The sequence below is a fragment of the Nocardia sp. NPDC004568 genome, from assembly GCF_040609955.1.
GTDB lineage: Bacteria > Actinomycetota > Actinomycetes > Mycobacteriales > Mycobacteriaceae > Nocardia.
Genome location: NZ_JBEXLL010000036.1, coordinates 46,093 through 63,300, shown reverse-complemented (window position 1 = coordinate 63,300; position 17,208 = coordinate 46,093). Strand labels below are relative to the sequence as shown.

18 protein-coding genes and 1 pseudogene are annotated in these 17,208 nt (G+C 69.9%); 4 read left to right on the top strand and 15 right to left on the bottom strand.

Annotated features, from left to right (window positions below; translation table 11 throughout):
* Positions 1-99 precede the first annotated feature (99 nt).
* The 3 genes and pseudogenes from ABZV91_RS17930 to ABZV91_RS17920 form a co-directional block, all read right to left on the bottom strand.
* Entirely contained in the window at positions 100-1,263 is a 1,164-nt protein-coding gene (locus ABZV91_RS17930; RefSeq protein ID WP_355242520.1) for a hypothetical protein, read from the bottom strand.
* A 62-nt stretch (positions 1,264-1,325) separates the two neighbouring features.
* Positions 1,326-1,946: a CHAP domain-containing protein gene (locus ABZV91_RS17925; RefSeq protein ID WP_355242517.1), complete on the bottom strand. Its 621-nt coding sequence runs from the start codon at positions 1,944-1,946 to the stop codon at positions 1,326-1,328.
* A 193-nt stretch (positions 1,947-2,139) separates the two neighbouring features.
* A pseudogene (locus ABZV91_RS17920) lies at positions 2,140-2,547 on the bottom strand (MFS transporter); the annotation flags it as partial.
* Between the two features lie 164 nt (positions 2,548-2,711).
* Here ABZV91_RS17920 and ABZV91_RS17915 point away from each other — a divergent pair.
* Together ABZV91_RS17915 and ABZV91_RS17910 are read left to right on the top strand one after the other, a co-directional pair.
* Positions 2,712-3,233: a MarR family winged helix-turn-helix transcriptional regulator gene (locus tag ABZV91_RS17915; RefSeq protein WP_355242514.1), complete on the top strand. Its 522-nt coding sequence runs from the start codon at positions 2,712-2,714 to the stop codon at positions 3,231-3,233.
* 52 nt (positions 3,234-3,285) lie between these two features.
* A complete protein-coding gene (locus ABZV91_RS17910; RefSeq protein ID WP_039826460.1) occupies positions 3,286-3,879 on the top strand; it encodes a TerD family protein in 594 nt (197 codons plus the stop codon).
* 14 nt (positions 3,880-3,893) lie between these two features.
* Here ABZV91_RS17910 and ABZV91_RS17905 read toward each other — a convergent pair whose 3' ends face one another.
* The 5 genes from ABZV91_RS17905 to ABZV91_RS17885 form a co-directional block, all read right to left on the bottom strand.
* Positions 3,894-4,307: a TIGR03668 family PPOX class F420-dependent oxidoreductase gene (locus tag ABZV91_RS17905; protein WP_355242511.1), complete on the bottom strand. Its 414-nt coding sequence runs from the start codon at positions 4,305-4,307 to the stop codon at positions 3,894-3,896.
* 34 nt (positions 4,308-4,341) lie between these two features.
* Entirely contained in the window at positions 4,342-6,291 is a 1,950-nt protein-coding gene (locus ABZV91_RS17900) for a VWA domain-containing protein (RefSeq protein WP_355242508.1), read from the bottom strand.
* A gap of 28 nt (positions 6,292-6,319) precedes the next feature.
* The gene (locus ABZV91_RS17895; protein WP_355242505.1) at positions 6,320-7,717 is read right to left on the bottom strand and encodes an ATP-binding protein; all 1,398 of its coding nucleotides are present in this window, start codon (positions 7,715-7,717) and stop codon (positions 6,320-6,322) included.
* A 91-nt stretch (positions 7,718-7,808) separates the two neighbouring features.
* Positions 7,809-8,447 (bottom strand): maleylpyruvate isomerase family mycothiol-dependent enzyme, encoded by a 639-nt coding sequence (locus ABZV91_RS17890; protein WP_355242502.1) that lies wholly within the window; start codon positions 8,445-8,447, stop codon positions 7,809-7,811.
* Positions 8,448-8,600: 153 nt separating this feature from the next.
* Positions 8,601-9,644 (bottom strand): nitronate monooxygenase, encoded by a 1,044-nt coding sequence (locus tag ABZV91_RS17885; RefSeq protein ID WP_355242499.1) that lies wholly within the window; start codon positions 9,642-9,644, stop codon positions 8,601-8,603.
* Positions 9,645-10,211: 567 nt separating this feature from the next.
* Between ABZV91_RS17885 and ABZV91_RS17880 the strand changes: the two genes are divergently transcribed.
* Complete coding sequence (locus ABZV91_RS17880) at positions 10,212-10,682, top strand: SRPBCC family protein (RefSeq protein ID WP_355242496.1); 471 nt, start codon at positions 10,212-10,214, stop codon at positions 10,680-10,682.
* A 105-nt stretch (positions 10,683-10,787) separates the two neighbouring features.
* Here ABZV91_RS17880 and ABZV91_RS17875 read toward each other — a convergent pair whose 3' ends face one another.
* The 3 genes from ABZV91_RS17875 to ABZV91_RS17865 all read right to left on the bottom strand — a co-directional run bounded on the left by ABZV91_RS17875 (position 10,788) and on the right by ABZV91_RS17865 (position 12,838).
* Entirely contained in the window at positions 10,788-11,210 is a 423-nt protein-coding gene (locus ABZV91_RS17875; protein ID WP_355242493.1) for a PPOX class F420-dependent oxidoreductase, read from the bottom strand.
* 60 nt (positions 11,211-11,270) lie between these two features.
* Positions 11,271-12,176, bottom strand: a complete 906-nt coding sequence (locus ABZV91_RS17870) for an MFS transporter (protein WP_355242490.1) — start codon at positions 12,174-12,176, stop codon at positions 11,271-11,273.
* A gap of 182 nt (positions 12,177-12,358) precedes the next feature.
* Positions 12,359-12,838, bottom strand: coding sequence for a MarR family winged helix-turn-helix transcriptional regulator (locus ABZV91_RS17865; protein ID WP_355242487.1), 480 nt, complete (start codon positions 12,836-12,838; stop codon positions 12,359-12,361).
* Positions 12,839-13,057: 219 nt separating this feature from the next.
* On the opposite strand from ABZV91_RS17865, the gene ABZV91_RS17860 reads away from it, so the two are divergent.
* Positions 13,058-14,458 carry an FAD-dependent oxidoreductase gene (locus tag ABZV91_RS17860; protein ID WP_355242484.1) on the top strand — a complete coding sequence of 467 codons (1,401 nt, stop codon included), beginning with the start codon at positions 13,058-13,060 and terminating at the stop codon, positions 14,456-14,458.
* An 84-nt stretch (positions 14,459-14,542) separates the two neighbouring features.
* On the opposite strand, the gene ABZV91_RS17855 is transcribed toward ABZV91_RS17860, so the two are convergent.
* The 4 genes from ABZV91_RS17855 to ABZV91_RS17840 form a co-directional block, all read right to left on the bottom strand.
* On the bottom strand, positions 14,543-15,349 hold the full coding sequence (locus ABZV91_RS17855; RefSeq protein ID WP_355242481.1) for an NmrA family NAD(P)-binding protein: 807 nt from the start codon (positions 15,347-15,349) through the stop codon (positions 14,543-14,545).
* A 103-nt stretch (positions 15,350-15,452) separates the two neighbouring features.
* The gene (locus tag ABZV91_RS17850) at positions 15,453-15,947 is read right to left on the bottom strand and encodes an HIT domain-containing protein (protein ID WP_355242478.1); all 495 of its coding nucleotides are present in this window, start codon (positions 15,945-15,947) and stop codon (positions 15,453-15,455) included.
* A 9-nt stretch (positions 15,948-15,956) separates the two neighbouring features.
* Positions 15,957-16,232, bottom strand: coding sequence for a hypothetical protein (locus tag ABZV91_RS17845; RefSeq protein WP_355242476.1), 276 nt, complete (start codon positions 16,230-16,232; stop codon positions 15,957-15,959).
* 62 nt (positions 16,233-16,294) lie between these two features.
* Positions 16,295-17,077, bottom strand: a complete 783-nt coding sequence (locus ABZV91_RS17840; protein ID WP_355242473.1) for an SAM-dependent methyltransferase — start codon at positions 17,075-17,077, stop codon at positions 16,295-16,297.
* Positions 17,078-17,208: the final 131 nt, after the last annotated feature.

Genomic DNA, 17,208 nt, shown 5'->3' with positions numbered 1-17,208 from the left:
TCGGCCTCGAAAGCGCCGCGCGAAGCGCAAGTCTCGAGGCCGAAACGGCGAGACCAAGGGGGCTTCGACCCCGCGCCGCCGCAGGCGGCGCCAAAAAAATCACAGCAGCCGGTCTATCCGTTCCCCGACGTCCAGGGTTCGCATGGCCGGGTCGGCGAGTTCGGTGCGGACCACCCGGACCACCTGCGCGACGATCTGTTTCCTGATGCCCGCCAGGACGCCGAGGACGGCGGCCCGCATACCCTGGGCCGCGTATTCGAGCCGGACGTTCTCCCGTTCCGGTGGGTCGACCTCCACCACGATGAGCAGCGGGTCGGCGGCGTGCGCGGTGAGTAGCAGCGGTATCTCCACATCCGCGCGGTAGCGGTTGTCCTTGACCACGCTGACCGTGATGTCGAGGGTGACCGGGACGATGAGGTCGAAGCGGACCAGCGCCGGATGGTCGTCGACGGTGGCGATCTCGGGGACCCGGTCGGTCAACGCGGGCCGGCCGACCTCTCCGCGGACGGTGACCTCGGCCGCCGACCGGGGACCAGTGCGCAGGGGACCGATCTCGATCTGCCGGTCGGCGAGCTGGGTGACGAACTGTTCGAGCCGATCCCGGGTGACGATACGCGGGAAGAAACGCCGCCCGAACTCGGCGTAATCGATCCAGTCGAATCGGGTGCGGGTGCGGTGCGGAGAGCGTTCACGGGCGACGATGGCCTCGATATCGTAGATTCGGCTGCGCATCACACCCGGGTCGCGCAGCATCCCGTTCACCCGATTGGCGACCTCCCGTTGCAGCAGCCCCGCGATCGGGTCGAGTAGCCATTCGGCCACCGAGTCGGCGGCGGACAGGCGCAGCAGCACACTCACATCCCCGGGCTCGACCCGCGGGATATCGATCACGACCAGCAGCGGGTCGGCTGTGCGAGCGTGGAGGGTGAGACCGATCGATACCACCGTCTCCGACCGCAGCGGTTTGCCGCCGAGCAGGATCTTGGCCCGAAGGGATACCGGTATCCGCACGTCGAACGCGACGTCGGAGCCGCGGCGCACCACCACGGGAGCATCGATACGGCCCTCGGCGAGAAACCCGGCGAGCCCGCCGGGTACCAGATTGACCGGGCCGATGGTCAGCCCGCGCCCGGTGATACCGGCGACCGCCTTCTCGATCCGCCGCTCGGTCACCGCGTGGGTGACGAACCGCCTGCCGAACTCGGCGTAGTCGATCCGGTCCGGGTCGCCTACCTCGATCGGTTCCATGAGTCGTTCCGACACCTCTACCTCCACCGCGGATGTGGGTCACGCTACGCATCGAAGGTATCGATCCGGCAGGCCCGTCACCATCCGGGCAGCAGTCGCCCGTAACCGACGATGTGGATATCGGGTACTCCGGCCGGGTCCCAGCGTTCGATGCCGACCGCGTCGCCCTCGTTACCGCCGATCGTGGTGAGCGTGCCGTGGTCGGCGGCCAGCACGATATTGGTGTGCTGGCCGAATCTGCTCTCCGGGCTGTAGAGGATCACATCACCGGTGACCGTCCGGTACCCGGTATCCGCGGCGGCGAAGCGGCCGGAACTCTCGTAGTACTCCTGCAGGGTGTAGACGCCGGGGATCCGCCACGATCCCGAGTTCGGGTTGGCCAGCGGCAGCCCGGCGGCGCGCATCACCCAGCTCACGAAGTCGGCGCACCACGGTTCGGTGTCGCCCTCCGAGTAGCCGGCTCCGTCTCGGGGGTCGGCGAATTCGGCCGCGGCGGCATCGACGACCCGGGCCTGGGCCGGGGTCAGCGCGGCCCGGTCGATGGCCGGGAAGGAAGTCAGGCGTTCACCCACGAGACCTTCGGAGGAGCCGGAGAGAAAAGAACAGCCGCCGAGCAGCAGCGCCACGGCCAGTAACAGGACCGCTGTGCCGCGTACCGGCTTTCTCCGCGCACGCGCCGCTTCCGGATATCCGACCATTCCCGCACCCCGTTTTCCAGACGTTCTTCTCCCGGCTTGTTCACCGGTGCCGTACAGCATGCCCGGTTCCGGCGACACTGCCGAGCGGATTCCCGGCAGTGGGATCAGGGCGGGTCGGTCGCCGGTGCGCGCCGGGGGATGAGGGCGGTGAGCGCGATGGCGACACCGATCGCGAGAGCAGGGCGAGCAGGCCGGCGACCGGCAGCCCGATCGCGCCGCCCACACCGAGTGTGGAACTCATCACGGCCATCGCCGAACCGACACGCTCCGGGGGCAGTTCGTCGCGCAGGATGCTGATACCCAGCGGGATGGCGCCGATCGCCACTCCTTGCAGCGCGCGCCCCGCTACCGAGGGCAGTAGCGACGAGGTCGTCGCGCAGAGCATCGAACCGATGACCATGGCGGTCGGATCGATGAGCAGGATGCGGCGTTTGCCGAACATATCGCCGAGCCGGCCGCTGATCGGGGTACAGACCGCGGAGGCCAGCAGGGTCGCCGTGATCACCCAGGAGGCATTGGCGGGGGTGGTGTCCAGGAGGGTGGGCAGGCTCGGGATGAGGGGAACGACCAGAGTCTGCATGAGCGAGACGACGATGCCGATGGTGCTCAGGGTGGCCACCAGGACTGTCGGTGAGGTGCGGGGCCGATCGCGTTCGCCGGATCTGGAGGGGTCGTCGGCCACGGCGGTCACACATATGCACGTTACATAGCCTATGTATCGTGCACAATTTTGTATTCGGGCGAAACAGACGACATAGTGTCCGAATGTCCGATTCGGCTGCACCGCTCGCCGCCCCCGCGGCGGACCGCCGGGACCCCGCCGTGCTGGCGCGGCTGGTCCTGGAACTGAACCTGCTGTCCCGGCAGTATCCGGCCGCCCGCCGGAATTCGCCGTTCCAGCTGGACAGATCCGCGTACCTGATCCTCACCAGACTGCGCCTGGGCGATCCGTTGTCCCTGCGCGAACTGGCCGAGGCGTTCGGTCTCGACGTGTCCACGGTGAACCGCCAGGTGGCCGCCATGCTCGACCAGGACCTGGTGGAGCGAGTCCCCGACCCCGACGGCGGCGTCGCCCGCAAGGTGCGGCCCAGCGAAAAAGGGCTCCGGCTCTTCGAGGCCGATCTGGCCCTGCAACGTCGCGGTGTCGGCTCCGTGCTCTCCGATTGGCCCGACGACGAGGTCGAGCAGTTGGCCCGGCTCCTGGAGCGGTTCAACGAAGGGGTCGAAGGGCTGGCCCGCCACCCCTGGCCGCGCCCCCATCGGACCACCGGTTCCACGGTCCACTGAGCGAGAACCCGGTGGTCACCCGGTGTTCCCCGGCAGCCGGTACCGTTGAGCCATGATCACGCTCAAAAAGGAAGACGGCGCAGCGGATCTCGCGGGGATCGCCAAGCTGAGTGTCGGTGTCAGCTGGGATCCCTCCGCGGGCGCCAGCGGTGGCGCGCTCGGCTGGGCGCGCCGCAAGAAGGGTGTCGACCTGGACCTGATCGCCATCCTCATGCAGGGCAGCGAACCGGTCCGTTTCGCCGGTCTGGATTCGCTGGACCCGCTGGGCAACGGCTCGGTACTGCACTCCGGCGACGAACAGACCGGCGCGGCCGCCGGTGACGACGAAACCGTGCACGTCACCTTCGCCGAGGTCCCCGGTGGTATCGACGCCATCGTCTTCGTCGCGGCGGCCTTCAAGAAGGGCAGCTCCTTCGAGAAGGCGAACAACATCTCGTTCAAGGTCTACGACGCCACCGGCGGCAGCAGCCAGCAGGTCGCCGATATCTGGCCGTCGCTGCTGGGCAACGACAACGCCAATGCCGTGGCCCGCGCCTTCCGCAACGGCGACGTCTGGCAGCTCGAGGTGCTCAACCGCAAAGGCAAGATCAAGCAGGGCGACAAGCAGGCGCTGCTGCGGTTCGCCATGGGCGGCGCCGGTTCCTGATCGGCCGCACGCGTTCAGCCCGCCGCCCAGCCCGACCAGCGCGCGATATCGAGCGCGATGACCGGTCCGGGCGGAGGCTCTGTCACATAGACGGGATAACGCGCGGTGAGGTGTGTCAGGCCGTGGCGCGCCTCGTCGCTCGTCACGATGCGCGCCCGCCCGTCGGCGCGCACCCACCAGAGGCGGGTCCAGTCCTCGTCGTAGAAATCGGCCAGTACAGCGATATCCGGATTCGCCTCGATATTGGCCAGCCGCCGCAGGGCGGTGGTCGATTTGGGTTTCGCGTCGACCGCGGTGTAGACGGTGTCGCCGGTCACCGCGAACACGATCGGGACGAGATGCGGTGTCCCCGCGGCGGTCACGGTCGCGAGCCGGGCGACTCTGGCCTCGGCGAAGCGGGCCCGCGCCCGGTCGCGGTCCAGCCGCATACCTACCCCTCGCTTCCGGTCCGGCGCCCGGCGCTCAGCGTCGGCCCCGCAGATAATCGCTGACCACCGCGGCGCCGAGCCCGTCCAGGTCCGGCGCCACCACCCGGCCGCCGCTGCGGCGGGCCACCAGGTCCACGAACGCGGCCAGTCGCGGTTCCTCGCCCAGCATGAACACCGAGATCGAGGCGCCCAGCCGGGCCAGCGAATCCACCTGCGTCATGGTGACGGCCAGGGTGCGCCGGTCCGGTGGCCAATTGAAGTAGGAGGTACCGTCCGGCTCCAGGTGCGCGGTCGGCTCCCCGTCGGTCACCACGAGCACCACCGGCACCGCGTCGGGATGCCGGCGCAGATGGCGACCGGCCAGCAGCAACGCGTGGTGCAGATTCGTGCCCTGCTCCCAGACCGGTTCCAGTCCGGTCAGTTCCGCGATGTCCACGGTGCCCGCGTGTCGCCCGAAGGTGATCAGTTCCAACGCGTCGGACCGGAACCGGGTGCTGATCAGATGCTGAAGGGCCAGCGCCGTACGCTTCATCGGCACCCAGCGCCCGTCCTGCACCATCGACCACGAGGTGTCCACGCACACCGCGACCGCCGCCCGGGAGCGCTGTTCGGTCTCGGCGATCTCCACGTCCGCCACATCCAGGGACACCGTCCGGCTTCCTATGGAAGCCGAACGCAGCACCGCGTTGCGCACTGTACGCGACACATCCCAGGGCTCGGTATCGCCGAACTGCCACGGCCTGCTCGCGCCGGTCGGCTCCCCGGCCGCCCCGGCGAGCGCGGTGTCCCGCTGTCCCTCGCGGCTGCGCAATTTACCGACGATATCCCGGAGCGCGACCTCCCCGAGCCGGCGCAACGCCTTCGGGGTCAGCCGCAGTGAGCCGTCGGGCGCCCGCTCGAACAGGCCCTGGCGGCGCAGCTCCCGTTCCAGTTCGGCCAGCCGGGCGGCATCCACCCGGGCGTCGGCGCCGAGTCGGCGCTCCAGCATCTCCAGGTCGATATCCTCCAGCCGCGCGCCGGGATAGGACTGCGCGAGCTGGGCGGCGAGTTCATCGAGTTCGCCCAGCTCCTGCATGGCCTCCACGGCCTCGCCCATTCCCAGCGGGTCCTGGCCGCGGAAACGCCGCGCCGACTCCCAGTCCTGACCGGGACGGAGCGCGCGCAGATTCGCGTCCAGATCGGCGATCTGCTGGGCTATCCGTGGATCCCCGAAGGCCTGCCCGATCAGCTCGTTCAGTTCCGCCCGTTGCTGAGCCGACATCGAGTTCATCATCCGCTGCGCCGCCGCGGCCCGGGCGGCCAGCGCATCGATCAATTCCTCTGTATCACGCGGACTCTCCGGGAAGAACTCACCGTGTCGGTCCATGAACTCGGCGAACCGCTCGGTGGTGTCCTCGCCGCGGGCGTGGGCCGCGAGCAGATCGTTGAGATCCGACATCATCTGCCGGACTCGCTCCACATCCTGCGGCGTCGCATCCTGCAACGCCTGCTTCATCCCTTGGAAGCGGGAGTCCAGCAGTTCCTCACCGAGCAGGCCCCGGATCTTTTGATAGTTCTCCCGGCCGGTTTCCGAACGCCAGGAGTACTCGCTCAATTCGCGGACCGCTCCGGCAGTGCTCGACGGGAGTGCGTCCAACCGCATCTCGGCGAATCGCGCGTCGTCGGAGGGGTCCGGGAACAGCGCGCGGCGTTCGGCTTCCAGGGCCCGGTCCAGCAGTTCCCGCACCTGCCGCAGGGTGCCGTCCAGTCGATGGGACCGCGAGATCTCGGCCCGCCGCTCCCACAGGCGGCGCGTCAGCTCTTCGAGTCCGGGCATACCGGAGGTCCCGCGCCGCAGCAGCTCCTCGAGCGCCGAACGCGGCGAGGAACCTTCCATCACCTCACGCCCGATCTCCGACAGCGCCTCGCGCAGATCGAGCGGAGGCGCGAGCGGATCGGGCCCCTCGTGGTAGGGCCCGTAGGAGTATCGGTCCGCCGCTGTCATCGCACCTCTTCGAAGCCGGGTGCCGGGGTCATCGGCCGTACACCGCGCTGCCCTCGGCGTCGGAGTCCTTGGCCACTTGGCGTGCCAGATACAGCGACTCCAGGGCGAATTCGACGGCCGCGGCGATCCGCTGCGGCGGATCGCCCGCCGCCACCCCGAGCCGCAGCGCCACCTCGTGCAGGACCGGAAGCTCCGGTAGCGCCGACAGGACCTGCGCGCCGGGCACCCGCTCGCCCGTGGTCACCAGATGGCCCTCATCCACCGCGTCGGCCAGCGGCCGCAGATCCAATCCACCGAGCCGCTCCCGCGCGGTATCGGCGAAGGCCCGCCGCAGCATATGCGTGAGGTGTTCCTGTTCGCGGCCCTCCTCGCCGGATTCGAACTCCAGCTTGCCGCGCAGCACGGCCGGCACCGAGTCGAGATCGACCGGCCGGGCCACCGCGGGGTTCTCCCCGGTCAGCGCGGACCGGCGCAGCGCCGCCGCGGCCACGGTTTCCGCGGCGGCCACCGCGAACCGGGCCGAGACGCCGGAGCGCTGATCGATGGCCGGGGATTCGCGCAGCCGCCGGACGAACCGGGCCAGCACCTCGATCAGCGGATCGCCCACCTCGGCGACCAATTCGGCTTCCTGCCGCACCAGCGCCATCTCCGCCTCGACCGTCAGCGGGTAGTGGGTCCGGATCTCGGCGCCGAAGCGGTCCTTCAACGGGGTGATGATCCGGCCGCGATTGGTGTAGTCCTCGGGGTTGGCCGTCGCCACCAGCAGCACATCCAGCGGTAGCCGCAGCGTATAGCCGCGCACCTGGATATCGCGCTCCTCCATGACATTCAGCAGCGCGACCTGGATACGTTCGGCGAGGTCGGGCAGTTCGTTGACGGCCACGATGCCCCGGTGCGCCCGCGGCACCAGGCCGAAATGGATGGTCTCCGGATCGCCGAGACTACGGCCCTCGGCGACCTTCACCGGATCCACATCGCCGATCAGGTCGCCCACCGAGGTATCCGGGGTCGCGAGCTTTTCGGCGTAGCGCTCGCTACGGTGCCGCCAGGTGACGGGTAGATCGTCACCGAGTTCGGCCGCGAGCCGCCGGCCCTGCGGGCTGATCGGATCCAGTGGATGCTCGCCCAGTTCGGCGCCCTCGATCACCGGGGTCCATTCGTCGAGTAGTTCGAGGACGGTCCGGAGCAGCCGGGTCTTGCCCTGGCCCCGTTCGCCCAGCAGGACCACATCGTGACCCGCGAGCAGCGCACGCTCCAGCTGGGGCAGCACGGTTCGCTCGAAGCCGACGATGCCGGGCCACGGGTCATCTCCCGAGCCCAACCGGGCCAGCAGATTCTCCCGGATCTCGGCTTTCACACTCCGCGGCGCGTACCCGGCCGCCCGCAACGCGCCCGCGGTGGCGGGCAGCTCTGATAGCGCAGTCACCTCATCGACGCTACGACGATTTCCCGCATCGGTCGACAGGTGGCGCGCCGTATCCCCCGCTCGGCGTGGGCTCGCGGGCAGCGCGACGGCCTCAGGCGACGCCGGCTTCCAGCCGCTGCCGCAGCGTATCGAGACCGTCTCCGCGCAGGTCGTCGGCCGCGACACCACGCGCCGAGGCGATGAGCAGCAGCGACAGCAGCGGACCGCGCACCTGCGGCCCCGCCCCCACGGTGAACTCCGCGTCGTCGGCCACCAGGGTGAGCCCGGCGACGAGTTCCTTCCCGCCACCGAACCCGGCCGTGGTGCGGATCTGCAACCGCAGGGCATCGGCGACGGCCTCGGCCGGGTACTCCCGCGTGATCCCCAGCGGGCGCCGGATGTCCTCGCCGTGCACGATCATCTCGACCAGTCTGCTGTCGAGCGGGGCGGGTGGGGTGACCGTGTTGTGCAGGGCCGCACGCAACCGGTCCAGCGTTTCGGCGGGAGTGTCCGCCCGCTCGCGTTCGACACCGTTCTCGGTGAACCGGTCGAAATCGAAGCGGGCCCGGGCGAACTGCGCCACGAACCCGAGCCGGGATGTTCTCGCGGTGGCCACGATATGGGCGAGCACATCGTGCACCGTCCAGCCGGAACACAACGAGGGTGTCGCCCACTGCTCGGCGTCGAGCCCTTCGAGATCCGCGATGAGCGCCAGTCGCTCGGACCGGACCGTCGGCCATACGTCTTGCACGATTCCTCCAGATCGGCTCGGACCCCCCCACCGGGGGTGACGCACGGCACAATACGGAGCGACACCGACAGTTCCGGCCGACCCGGGCCGATCCGGCGGTTTCCGATCCGACGACCGCTCCGCGGGGCAACGAGCTCGTTCGGCTGTCGTCGGTCAGTCGGGTGCCACACCCGATACCTGTGCCTCGGCCCAGAGCCGCCGCAGGATCGTCCCGGCCGGGTCCGGCGCCGCCCGACGGAATCCCGTACCCGCCCAGAGCGCCATATCGTCGGCGGCGTCCCGCTGGGCCGCGGCCGCCCGGATGGGGCTGGTGAGGTGGTGGATCTGCGGGTACGCGGCCGGCGCCGTGCCGTACTCGGCGATGAAACCGTTGGCCAGTCCCCGGGCGGGGCGGCCGGAGAACACGCGCGTCACGACCGTCCGGTCGAACCGCGGATCGGCGAGGGCGTCCTTGTGTGCGGCCTTCGCCCCGGATTCGGCGCTGCGCAGGAACGCCGTACCCAATTGCACGGCGACCGCCCCGTGCGCGAGCGCCTCCACGATCCGCGCACCGTCGGAGATACCGCCCGCCGCGACCACCGGTAGCGGACACCACGCGGTGATCTCGTCGAGCAGGTCGAGCAGCGATGCCGTCCCCGGTTCGTCCTCGACCCGGAAGGTGCCCCGATGGCCTCCCCCTTCGGGACCCTGCAGGCAGAGCGCGTCGACGCCCACCTCGCTCGCGGCGCGGGCCTCGTCCGGACCGGTCACCGTCGCGACCACCGTGGATCCGGCATCCCGCAGCCGCCGCACGGCGTCCACCGGCGGCAGACCGAAGGTCAGCGAGACGACCGGCACCCGCTGTTCGACGACCAGATCGACCTTCTCGTCGAACCGGTCGTCGTCGAATTCCCGGACGGCGGGTACCTCGAGCCCGTACCGCCGCGCCGTCTCCCGCAGACGGTCCCGGTACCGCTCCACCGCCCCGGCATCGTAGGAAGCGCGCTGCGGCACGAAGAGGTTCACCCCGAACGGCGCGTCCGTACCGGCCCGCACCTGCCGGATCTGCTCGGCCACCGCCTCGGGGGTCTTGTACCCGGCCGCCAGGAAACCCAGTCCGCCCGCGTCCGCGACGCTCACCACCAACTCCGGGGTCGACGGCCCACCCGCCATCGGCGCCGCCACGATCGGCACGGCGAGATCTCCGAATCCGAACACGATCCACCTCCACGGTCGATACCGAATCGAACGGTACCCAGCCTCCTCACCCGCCGGCGCCGGACGACGACCGGGTGCCGCGACTGTTCCCTGGGTCACGGGCGAGGCCTCGACCCGGTCGGCCGCCGATCACGGAGTCACGATCGGGAACGAGGGATCGAAATCGTCGAGCGGCGCGGCCAGGTCGGTCAACGGGCGTCCCCCCGTGCCGATCGACAACGACCGAAACCCCCGTCGCCGACCACATCGCCCGGCAGATCGGCGAGGACCCCCGGCGGGCGTCGGCGAAATACTGCCGGTTCGCAAGGTCGTAGTGGGCGGCCGTGTCGTGATCGATCCGCGCTGTCGTCGCCGTGGCGGATTCGGCTTCGTAGCACATACCGGCTGTTCCTCCCTGGGGCACGGAGCCATCCGGCGCGAAAGGGTAGGCCGCCGGCGGCGGCGCGGCATTCGCCCGAAACGGGTGAACCGTGGTAGCCGGGCACGGCCGTGTGATCGAGGCATAATTCCGGTGACCGTGGCGCATTCCCGTGACGGCGCGCCTCCCTTCCCGCAGGAGAAGAGGGTATGTCCGATTCGAGTACGTTCCTCGTCGAACGCACGACCACGATCGCCGCTCCCGAGCCCCGGATTCGCGCCCTCATCGACGACTTCCACCACTGGCGCGATTGGTCGCCCTGGGAGGACGCCGATCCCGACCTGCGGCGCACCTACTCGGGCCCGGGATCGGGCTCGGGTGCCCGCTACGACTGGGAGGGAAACCGGAAGGCGGGCGCCGGCACGATGACGATCACCACCTCGGAACCCGGGCGGGTCGGAATCGACCTGGCCTTCCGCAAACCGTTCGAAAGCCGCAACGAGGTGACCTTCCTGCTGGTGGCCGCCGGCGACACCACCACGGTGACCTGGCGGATGACCGGCCGCAAGAACCTGTTCTTCAAACTGGTCGGCTTCCTGTTCCCGATGGACCGGTTCATCGGCCCCGACTTCGAGAAGGGGCTCGTGCGATTGAAAGGACGCGCCGAGGCCGGCAGCTGACCTCGGCGCGCGCCGGCGGATTCCACGACGCGCGACCTCGGCGCGGTCGCGTGCACCGCGACCGCGCTGCCCGGTCGGCGTCCGTCCGATCCGGAACCGCGCCGATCAGCCGGCGTCGGGTTTCGACGGGTCCGGCACGGAGAACCCGGTGACCCGTTCGGGGGTCACGCGGACGATGAACCGGCGGATACTGTCCGGCTCCTGGGGCGGCTGCTGGCCGAGATACTTCCGGGACAGCCGCAGCGGCAGCGTTTTGTCCGGATCGTCGATCAGTTCGGCGGTGCCCTGGATATCCACCGACCGGTAGGGGTTCGTGGCATCGGCAACGGTGAGCGCGATCCGCGGGTCCCGGGCCAGATTGCGCACCTTGCGCCGGGTGGTCGTCGAACTGAACAGGATGGTGTCGCCCTCCCGGTCCATCCAGACCACCGAGGTCTGCGGGCGGCCGTCGGCTTCGATCGTGGCCACCGTGGCGAAATTCTTCCCGTCCAGCAGGCGGCGGGCTTCTGCGGACAATTCGATCGTCATATCGGTTCCTTCGTGTCGTTTCGGTCGGGGTCGGTCTTGGAGTGGAAACGCGTGTCCGCGTCAGGCGGGACGGGCCGCGGCGCGCGGGGTGGCCGGCAACGCCGCGGCGGCGGGGCGCAGCACCGTGACCGTCACCGCCAGCGCGGCGACCAGCAGTCCGGCGGCGACGGCGAAAGCCGTCCGGTAGCCGCCGGTCAGCGCCTCGGGATCGGACGCGCCGGCAGCCGGCAGCGCGCCGCTGCGGGACACGGCGAGGGTTGTCGGCACGGCGACACCGAGCGCCATACCGATCTGCTGGGTGGTGTTGAACAGCCCGGAGATCAGCCCCGCGTCATCGGACGCGGCACCGGACATACCGAGTGCGGTGAGCGCCGGGAACACCAACCCGAAGCCGGCGATCAGTGTCATCACCGGTAGCAGGTCGACCGGGTAGGACGCGTGCACCGGCACGCTCGCGAGCCGGACCATGGCGGCCAGCAGGAGCAGCAGCCCGGTGATCAGCACAGCGCGTTCGCCGAAACGGAGGGTGAGGCGGGCCGAGACGAACAGCGACACTCCGCCGATCGCCACGGCCGCCGGCAGCATCGCCGGCCCGGTCTCCAGCGCCGTGTAGCCCAGGACGCGCTGCAGGTACAGCGCGAGCAGAACCTGGAAGGCGAACATGGCCGACACGGTCAGCATCTGCACGAGATTGGCCCCGGAGACAGTGCGCGAACGAAAGACGCGGAGCGGAAGCAGCGGATCGGCGACCCGGGACTGCCGGACGACGAATGCGGCCAGCAGGGCCAGGGAAACGGCGGCGAGGGTGAGCGTGCGCGCCGAGGTCCAGCCCCGGCTCTCGATCCCCACCACCGTGTAGATCCCCAGCATCAGACCGGCGGTGACCAGCGTGGCACCGACCAGATCCGCCCGGCGCACACCGCCGCCGGCCCGGTCGGCCGGCAGCACCGCGATCGCCAGGGCCACCGTGGCCAGGCCGATCCGGAAGTGCCACCGTCACGATGCTGCCGTCCAGAACGGTCATCAGGGTGGCCGCCGACAGCACGGCGAGGGCGAGACGTGCGGGGGTGCTCATGGTGTTCTCCTGTCCGGAACCCGACAGGAGAGACTGTAATAGATAGTTTTGTTGCAGACAATCTATTGGAGATCTATCGCCGTGCGCGGCGCGCCGCCGACGGCGCCTCCACCGCCTCGGCGAGGTAGCCCTCGGTCAGCTCGCGCAGCGCCCGCAGCAGGCTCTCGCGCTCCCCCGCCGGTAACGAGCCGAGCGCCGCGCCGTGCACACCGTCGACGATCCGCTGACTGCGCTCGGCCACCTCCCGCCCCTTGTCGGTGACGGCGATGATGCGAGCCCGGCGATCTGTGGCGGAAGGCCGTCGTTCGGCGAGCCCGGCCTGCTCCAGCGCGTCGACGGTGACGACCATCGTGGTCTTGTCCATATCCCCGATCGCCGCGAGCTGGGCCTGGGTCCGCTCCTCCTCCAAGGCGTGGACGAGCACACAGTGCATGCGGGCCGTGAGGCCGATCTCCGCCAGCGCCGCCGCCATCCGGGTGCGCAGGACATGACTGGTGCGGTCGAGCAGGAACGACAGGTCCGGTTCGGCGCGGACAGGAGCCATTGCGGTCATGGACCCATGGTAGTTCCGTGGCAGATCTTCTACGGCGAACCGTCACAGGCGCCCGAGGCGCGCGCACGACGTCGGGCACCGCCTGCCCTAGAATTGCCGTACAACTCGACGCACCGATTCGTTCTTCTTGCGATGCGCACCCGGGTTTCGTGGTGCGCCGGCGAGTGCGTCCGCCCGCGCGGCGGCTGCGCACCCGAACTCCGATCCGAGGCGGCGCTCATGACAGACGTCGACTATTGCGTGGTAGGTGGGGGATTTGCCGGACTGACCGCCGCCCGGCGGCTGAAACAGGCAGGCCGCACGGTGGCCGTCCTGGAAGCCCGCGACCGGCTCGGCGGGCGCACATTCACCGAGAATCGGACCGACGGATCGTGGATCGATCGGGGCGGCGCCTGGATCGGTCCCGGCCAGGAGCGGATCCGCGCCCTGATGCAGGACTACGGGGTGGCGAGCTACAAGCAGTACACCGACGGGGAAGCGATGATGCTCGTCGAGGGCAAGCAGTATCGCTACACCGGGACGATCCCGTGGTCGATGAGCCCGTGGGTGGCGATGAATCTCGGTGCCGCCCTGCTCGACCTGGGCCATCTGTGCAAGTCGATACCGCTCGACGCGCCCTGGACCGCCGAGCAGGCCGACCGGTGGGATCGCCTCACCCTGGCGCACTGGCTCAATACCCATGTCGTCTCCAAGGCCGCCCACGAACTGCTGGAGACCGCGATCGCCGGCGCCTACACCTCCGCCGCGTCCGAGGTATCACTGCTGTTCGCCCTGTACCAGATGGCCTCCGGCGGCGGACCCGGTTTCGTCCTGGGCATCGAGGACGGCGCCCAGGACTCGCGGCCGGTGGGCGGAATGGGCGCCATCTACTGTCCGATGGCGGCCGAACTCGGCGAATCGGTCCTGCTCGCCCGGCCCGTCCGGCGCATCCAGCAGGATGCCGAGGGTGTCACGGTGTTCTCCGGCAAGACGACGGTGCGCGCCCGCCGGGTGATCGTGGCGGTGCCGCTGGCGATCGCGAGCCAGATCCGCTACGAACCGATACTGCCGGTCGACCGGTCGCTGCTGCACCAGCGGATGCCGAGCGGCGCCATCGTCAAGATCTCCGCCGTCTACGACGAACCGTTCTGGCGCGCGGACGGGTTGTCGGGACAGTCGGCGGCGCCGGGATCACCGGCCACCATCACCATCGACGCCTGCACCGACACCGGCAGACCCGGTGTGCTGTGCGTCATCGTGGAGGGGCCCATCGCACGGCAGATCGGCCGGCTCGACCCCGCCGAGCGGCGCCGCACGATCCTCGACGCCCTCGCCGAACGCTTCGGCGACAAGGCCCGCGCCCCGGCCGACTACATCGAGCAGAATTGGACCGCCGAACGCTATTCCGGTGGCGGAATGCTCAGCCACGCCCCGACCGGCGTCCTCACCCAGTTCGGTCCCGCGCTCCGCGCGCCGTGCGGGCGCATCCACTGGGCCGGAACCGAGAGTTCCGCGGTGATGTGCGGATGGGTCGACGGGGCCGTGCGGTCGGGCGAGCGGGCGGCGGACGAAGTACTGGAACACGACATCGTGACCGCCTCCGCGACGGGGGCTCCCGGCCCGCGGCCCGCCGCGGGATGACCTGCCGCGCCGCCCGGCAACCCGGATCGGAGGGCGAACGCGCCGCCCATCCGGCCCCCGGACGTAGCCACCACGTGCCGCCGCTCAGAAGCGGTCTCTGTGCTCACGCAGCCAGTCGGCGAAGGTGCGGGCGGGCCGGCCGAGAATCCGGTCCAGGGTGCCGTCCGGGCTCCGCGCCTCCGGTGGCGGGTCGGCGTGCCAGCCCACAACGTACTCGGCATCGGCCCGCGAGACCCCCTCGCGCAGCATCCTTTCGATGGCTCGTGCGCGACCGATCTGCTCGAAGGCGATCTCCCGGCCGAGCGCACCGGCGAGCAGCGCCACCCGCGCGCCGGTCGTCAGCGCTTCGGGCCCGTTGAGGTTGTACGCACGCCCCGCATGACCTTCCTCGGTGTGCGCGATCGCCGCCACCGTACCGAGGTCGCCTTCGTGGACCACCGCGCTCGGCAGATCGAACGGTTCCCGCACCACCCCCTCGCTGCGAACGGATTCCGCCCAGGTGAGCGCGTTGGCCATGAACTCCTGCGGTTCCAGCCGCGTCCACGCGACTCCGGACCGCTCCACCGCCGATTCGGCCGGACCGACGTACCCACCCCAGAGGATGGTGATCCGCGCGACTCCGGCGGAGACCGCCCGCCGGACCAGTTCGGGTCCGGTCTCGGCCACACCGGCCGTCACGGTGATGTGCAGCCCGGTGACACCGTCCAGCGCCGTGTCCAGCGTCTCGGGGGCGGTGTGCGTACCCGATACCAGTTCCGCCTCCGCGGGCAGCAGCGTGGCCGCCCGGCGCGGGTCGCGGGTCAGCGCCCGCACCGTCCTACCCCTGCGCAGCAGCTCCGCCACCACGTATTTTCCGGTGTTCCCGGTCGCGCCCGTCACCAAAACCGTCACGTCGTCTCCCTTCCGAACGCGAACGCTATGACCTCAACAAAAGTTGAGGTCAATTCCCGCCCGATCCGAAAGCTCCGCGGCGCCGTTCCACCGCCACGACCGGCTATCCGTCGAACCCGTATTCGGCCGAGGCCCGCAGCCGGTCGACCTCCGCGGCCAGGGCCGTGCGCAGTTCCTCGTGCCGCTGCCCGAGCGCGGTCACCGGGTCGTGCCAGCGGTCGTCCGGATAACCCCATACCGGCTTGCCGACGATCTCCTCGGGTTCCCAGTCGTACCGGGGCCACAGATGAGCGTGCAGAAAAGGGTGCGTATTGCCCAGGATCTCGACATTGAGGCGCCGGTATCGCGGGTCACGCGCCGCACACACCGCTTCGACCGCGGTGGCGACGAGATCGACATCGGCCAGGAACCGCACCCTTTCACGCCGGGGCAGATCGGTGAGCCGGTCGACGCCCGGCACTCTGGTCAAGGCAAGGGAGTAACCGGGTAGGAACTGCACATCACCGATCACCGCGAAAGCCGCGTCGAGCTCAGCGAAGACGGTCGGATTCCGGCCCTCGATCGCGGACCGCACGCGATCGTCCCTCCAGTCGCTCATCCGCCCGCCCTACCCGCGGCTCCCGGGAACCCGCGCCGTGGCACCGAACCGAAATCCGGCCTCCGCGCCGCGCAGGCGGGCCCGGCGGCGCCGCCACCAGGTCACCGCCCACAGGGTGTGCCCGAACTCGAGAACCGCGAGCACGACGATTCCGTCGCACAGGCTCCCGGCTGTCCGCTCAGGGTACAGCGACCGCAGCGCGCCGGTGAGCAGACCGAGGTCCGCGGGGAGGGTGACAGCGAACGCGGCGGCCAGGCACAGCACCGTCCCCAGCACCAGGACCACGCTGTATATACGAACGGCGCATCCGGGTGCTCGGCCACATCGGCCGAGCACCGCGGCGCGGATCAGGACTTGCGACCGACCGCGGCGTAGCCGGGCACCTTCGCGTCCATGGACTTCGGCGGCTCGATCGGCGGGCGCCACCAGTGGATGGGCACCACACCGGGTTCCAGAATTTCCATCCCGTCGAAGAACTTCGCGATTTCCGCACGGTCGCGCGGGTGGCAGTGCATTCCGCGCTCCTCGTACACCTTCACCGTCGCCGCGATCCCCGCCGGGTCGAAGTCGGCGGTCAGGTGGGTCATCGCCAGATACGAACCCGGAGCCAGCGCGGACACGAGGGTCTCGGTGATCTCGTACGCGCCCGGTACGAAATTCAGCAGGGCGATCAGTGACAGCGCGATCGGCTCGTCGAAATCCAGAGTGCGGCGCGCCGCCGCCAGGATCTCCTGCGGCCGGGTCGCGTCGGCCTGGAGGTAATCGGTGCGTCCTTCCGGAGTGCCGACCATCAGGGCGCGGGCGTGGGCGAGCACGATCGGATCGTTGTCCACATAGACGACGCGCGCTTTCGGCTGCTCCTCCTGGGCCACCTGGTGCAGGTTCGGCTCGGTCGGGATTCCGGTCCCGATATCGAGGAACTGGGTCACCCCGGCCTCCCGGGCGAGATGCCGGGTCGCGCGGTGGATGAACCCCCGGTTCGCCTGCGCGGCCAGCCGCACCTCCGGCAATGCCTGCAACACCTTCTCCGCGGCCTCCGCATCGGCCGGGTAGTGGTCTTTGCCACCGAGATAGTAGTCGTACATACGCGCGATATGCGGCTCGTGCGGGTTCAGGCCGGACCGATCCATATCGGCCAAGATACAAGAATCGCAACCGTTTTCGCACTCGAAACCAATGGTCATCGCCTCTGCGACCTGCACGTACCCCGGTCTCGTCGCCCGGGATACGAGCACCGCGATCGGCGCGACCCTCGGCAGGC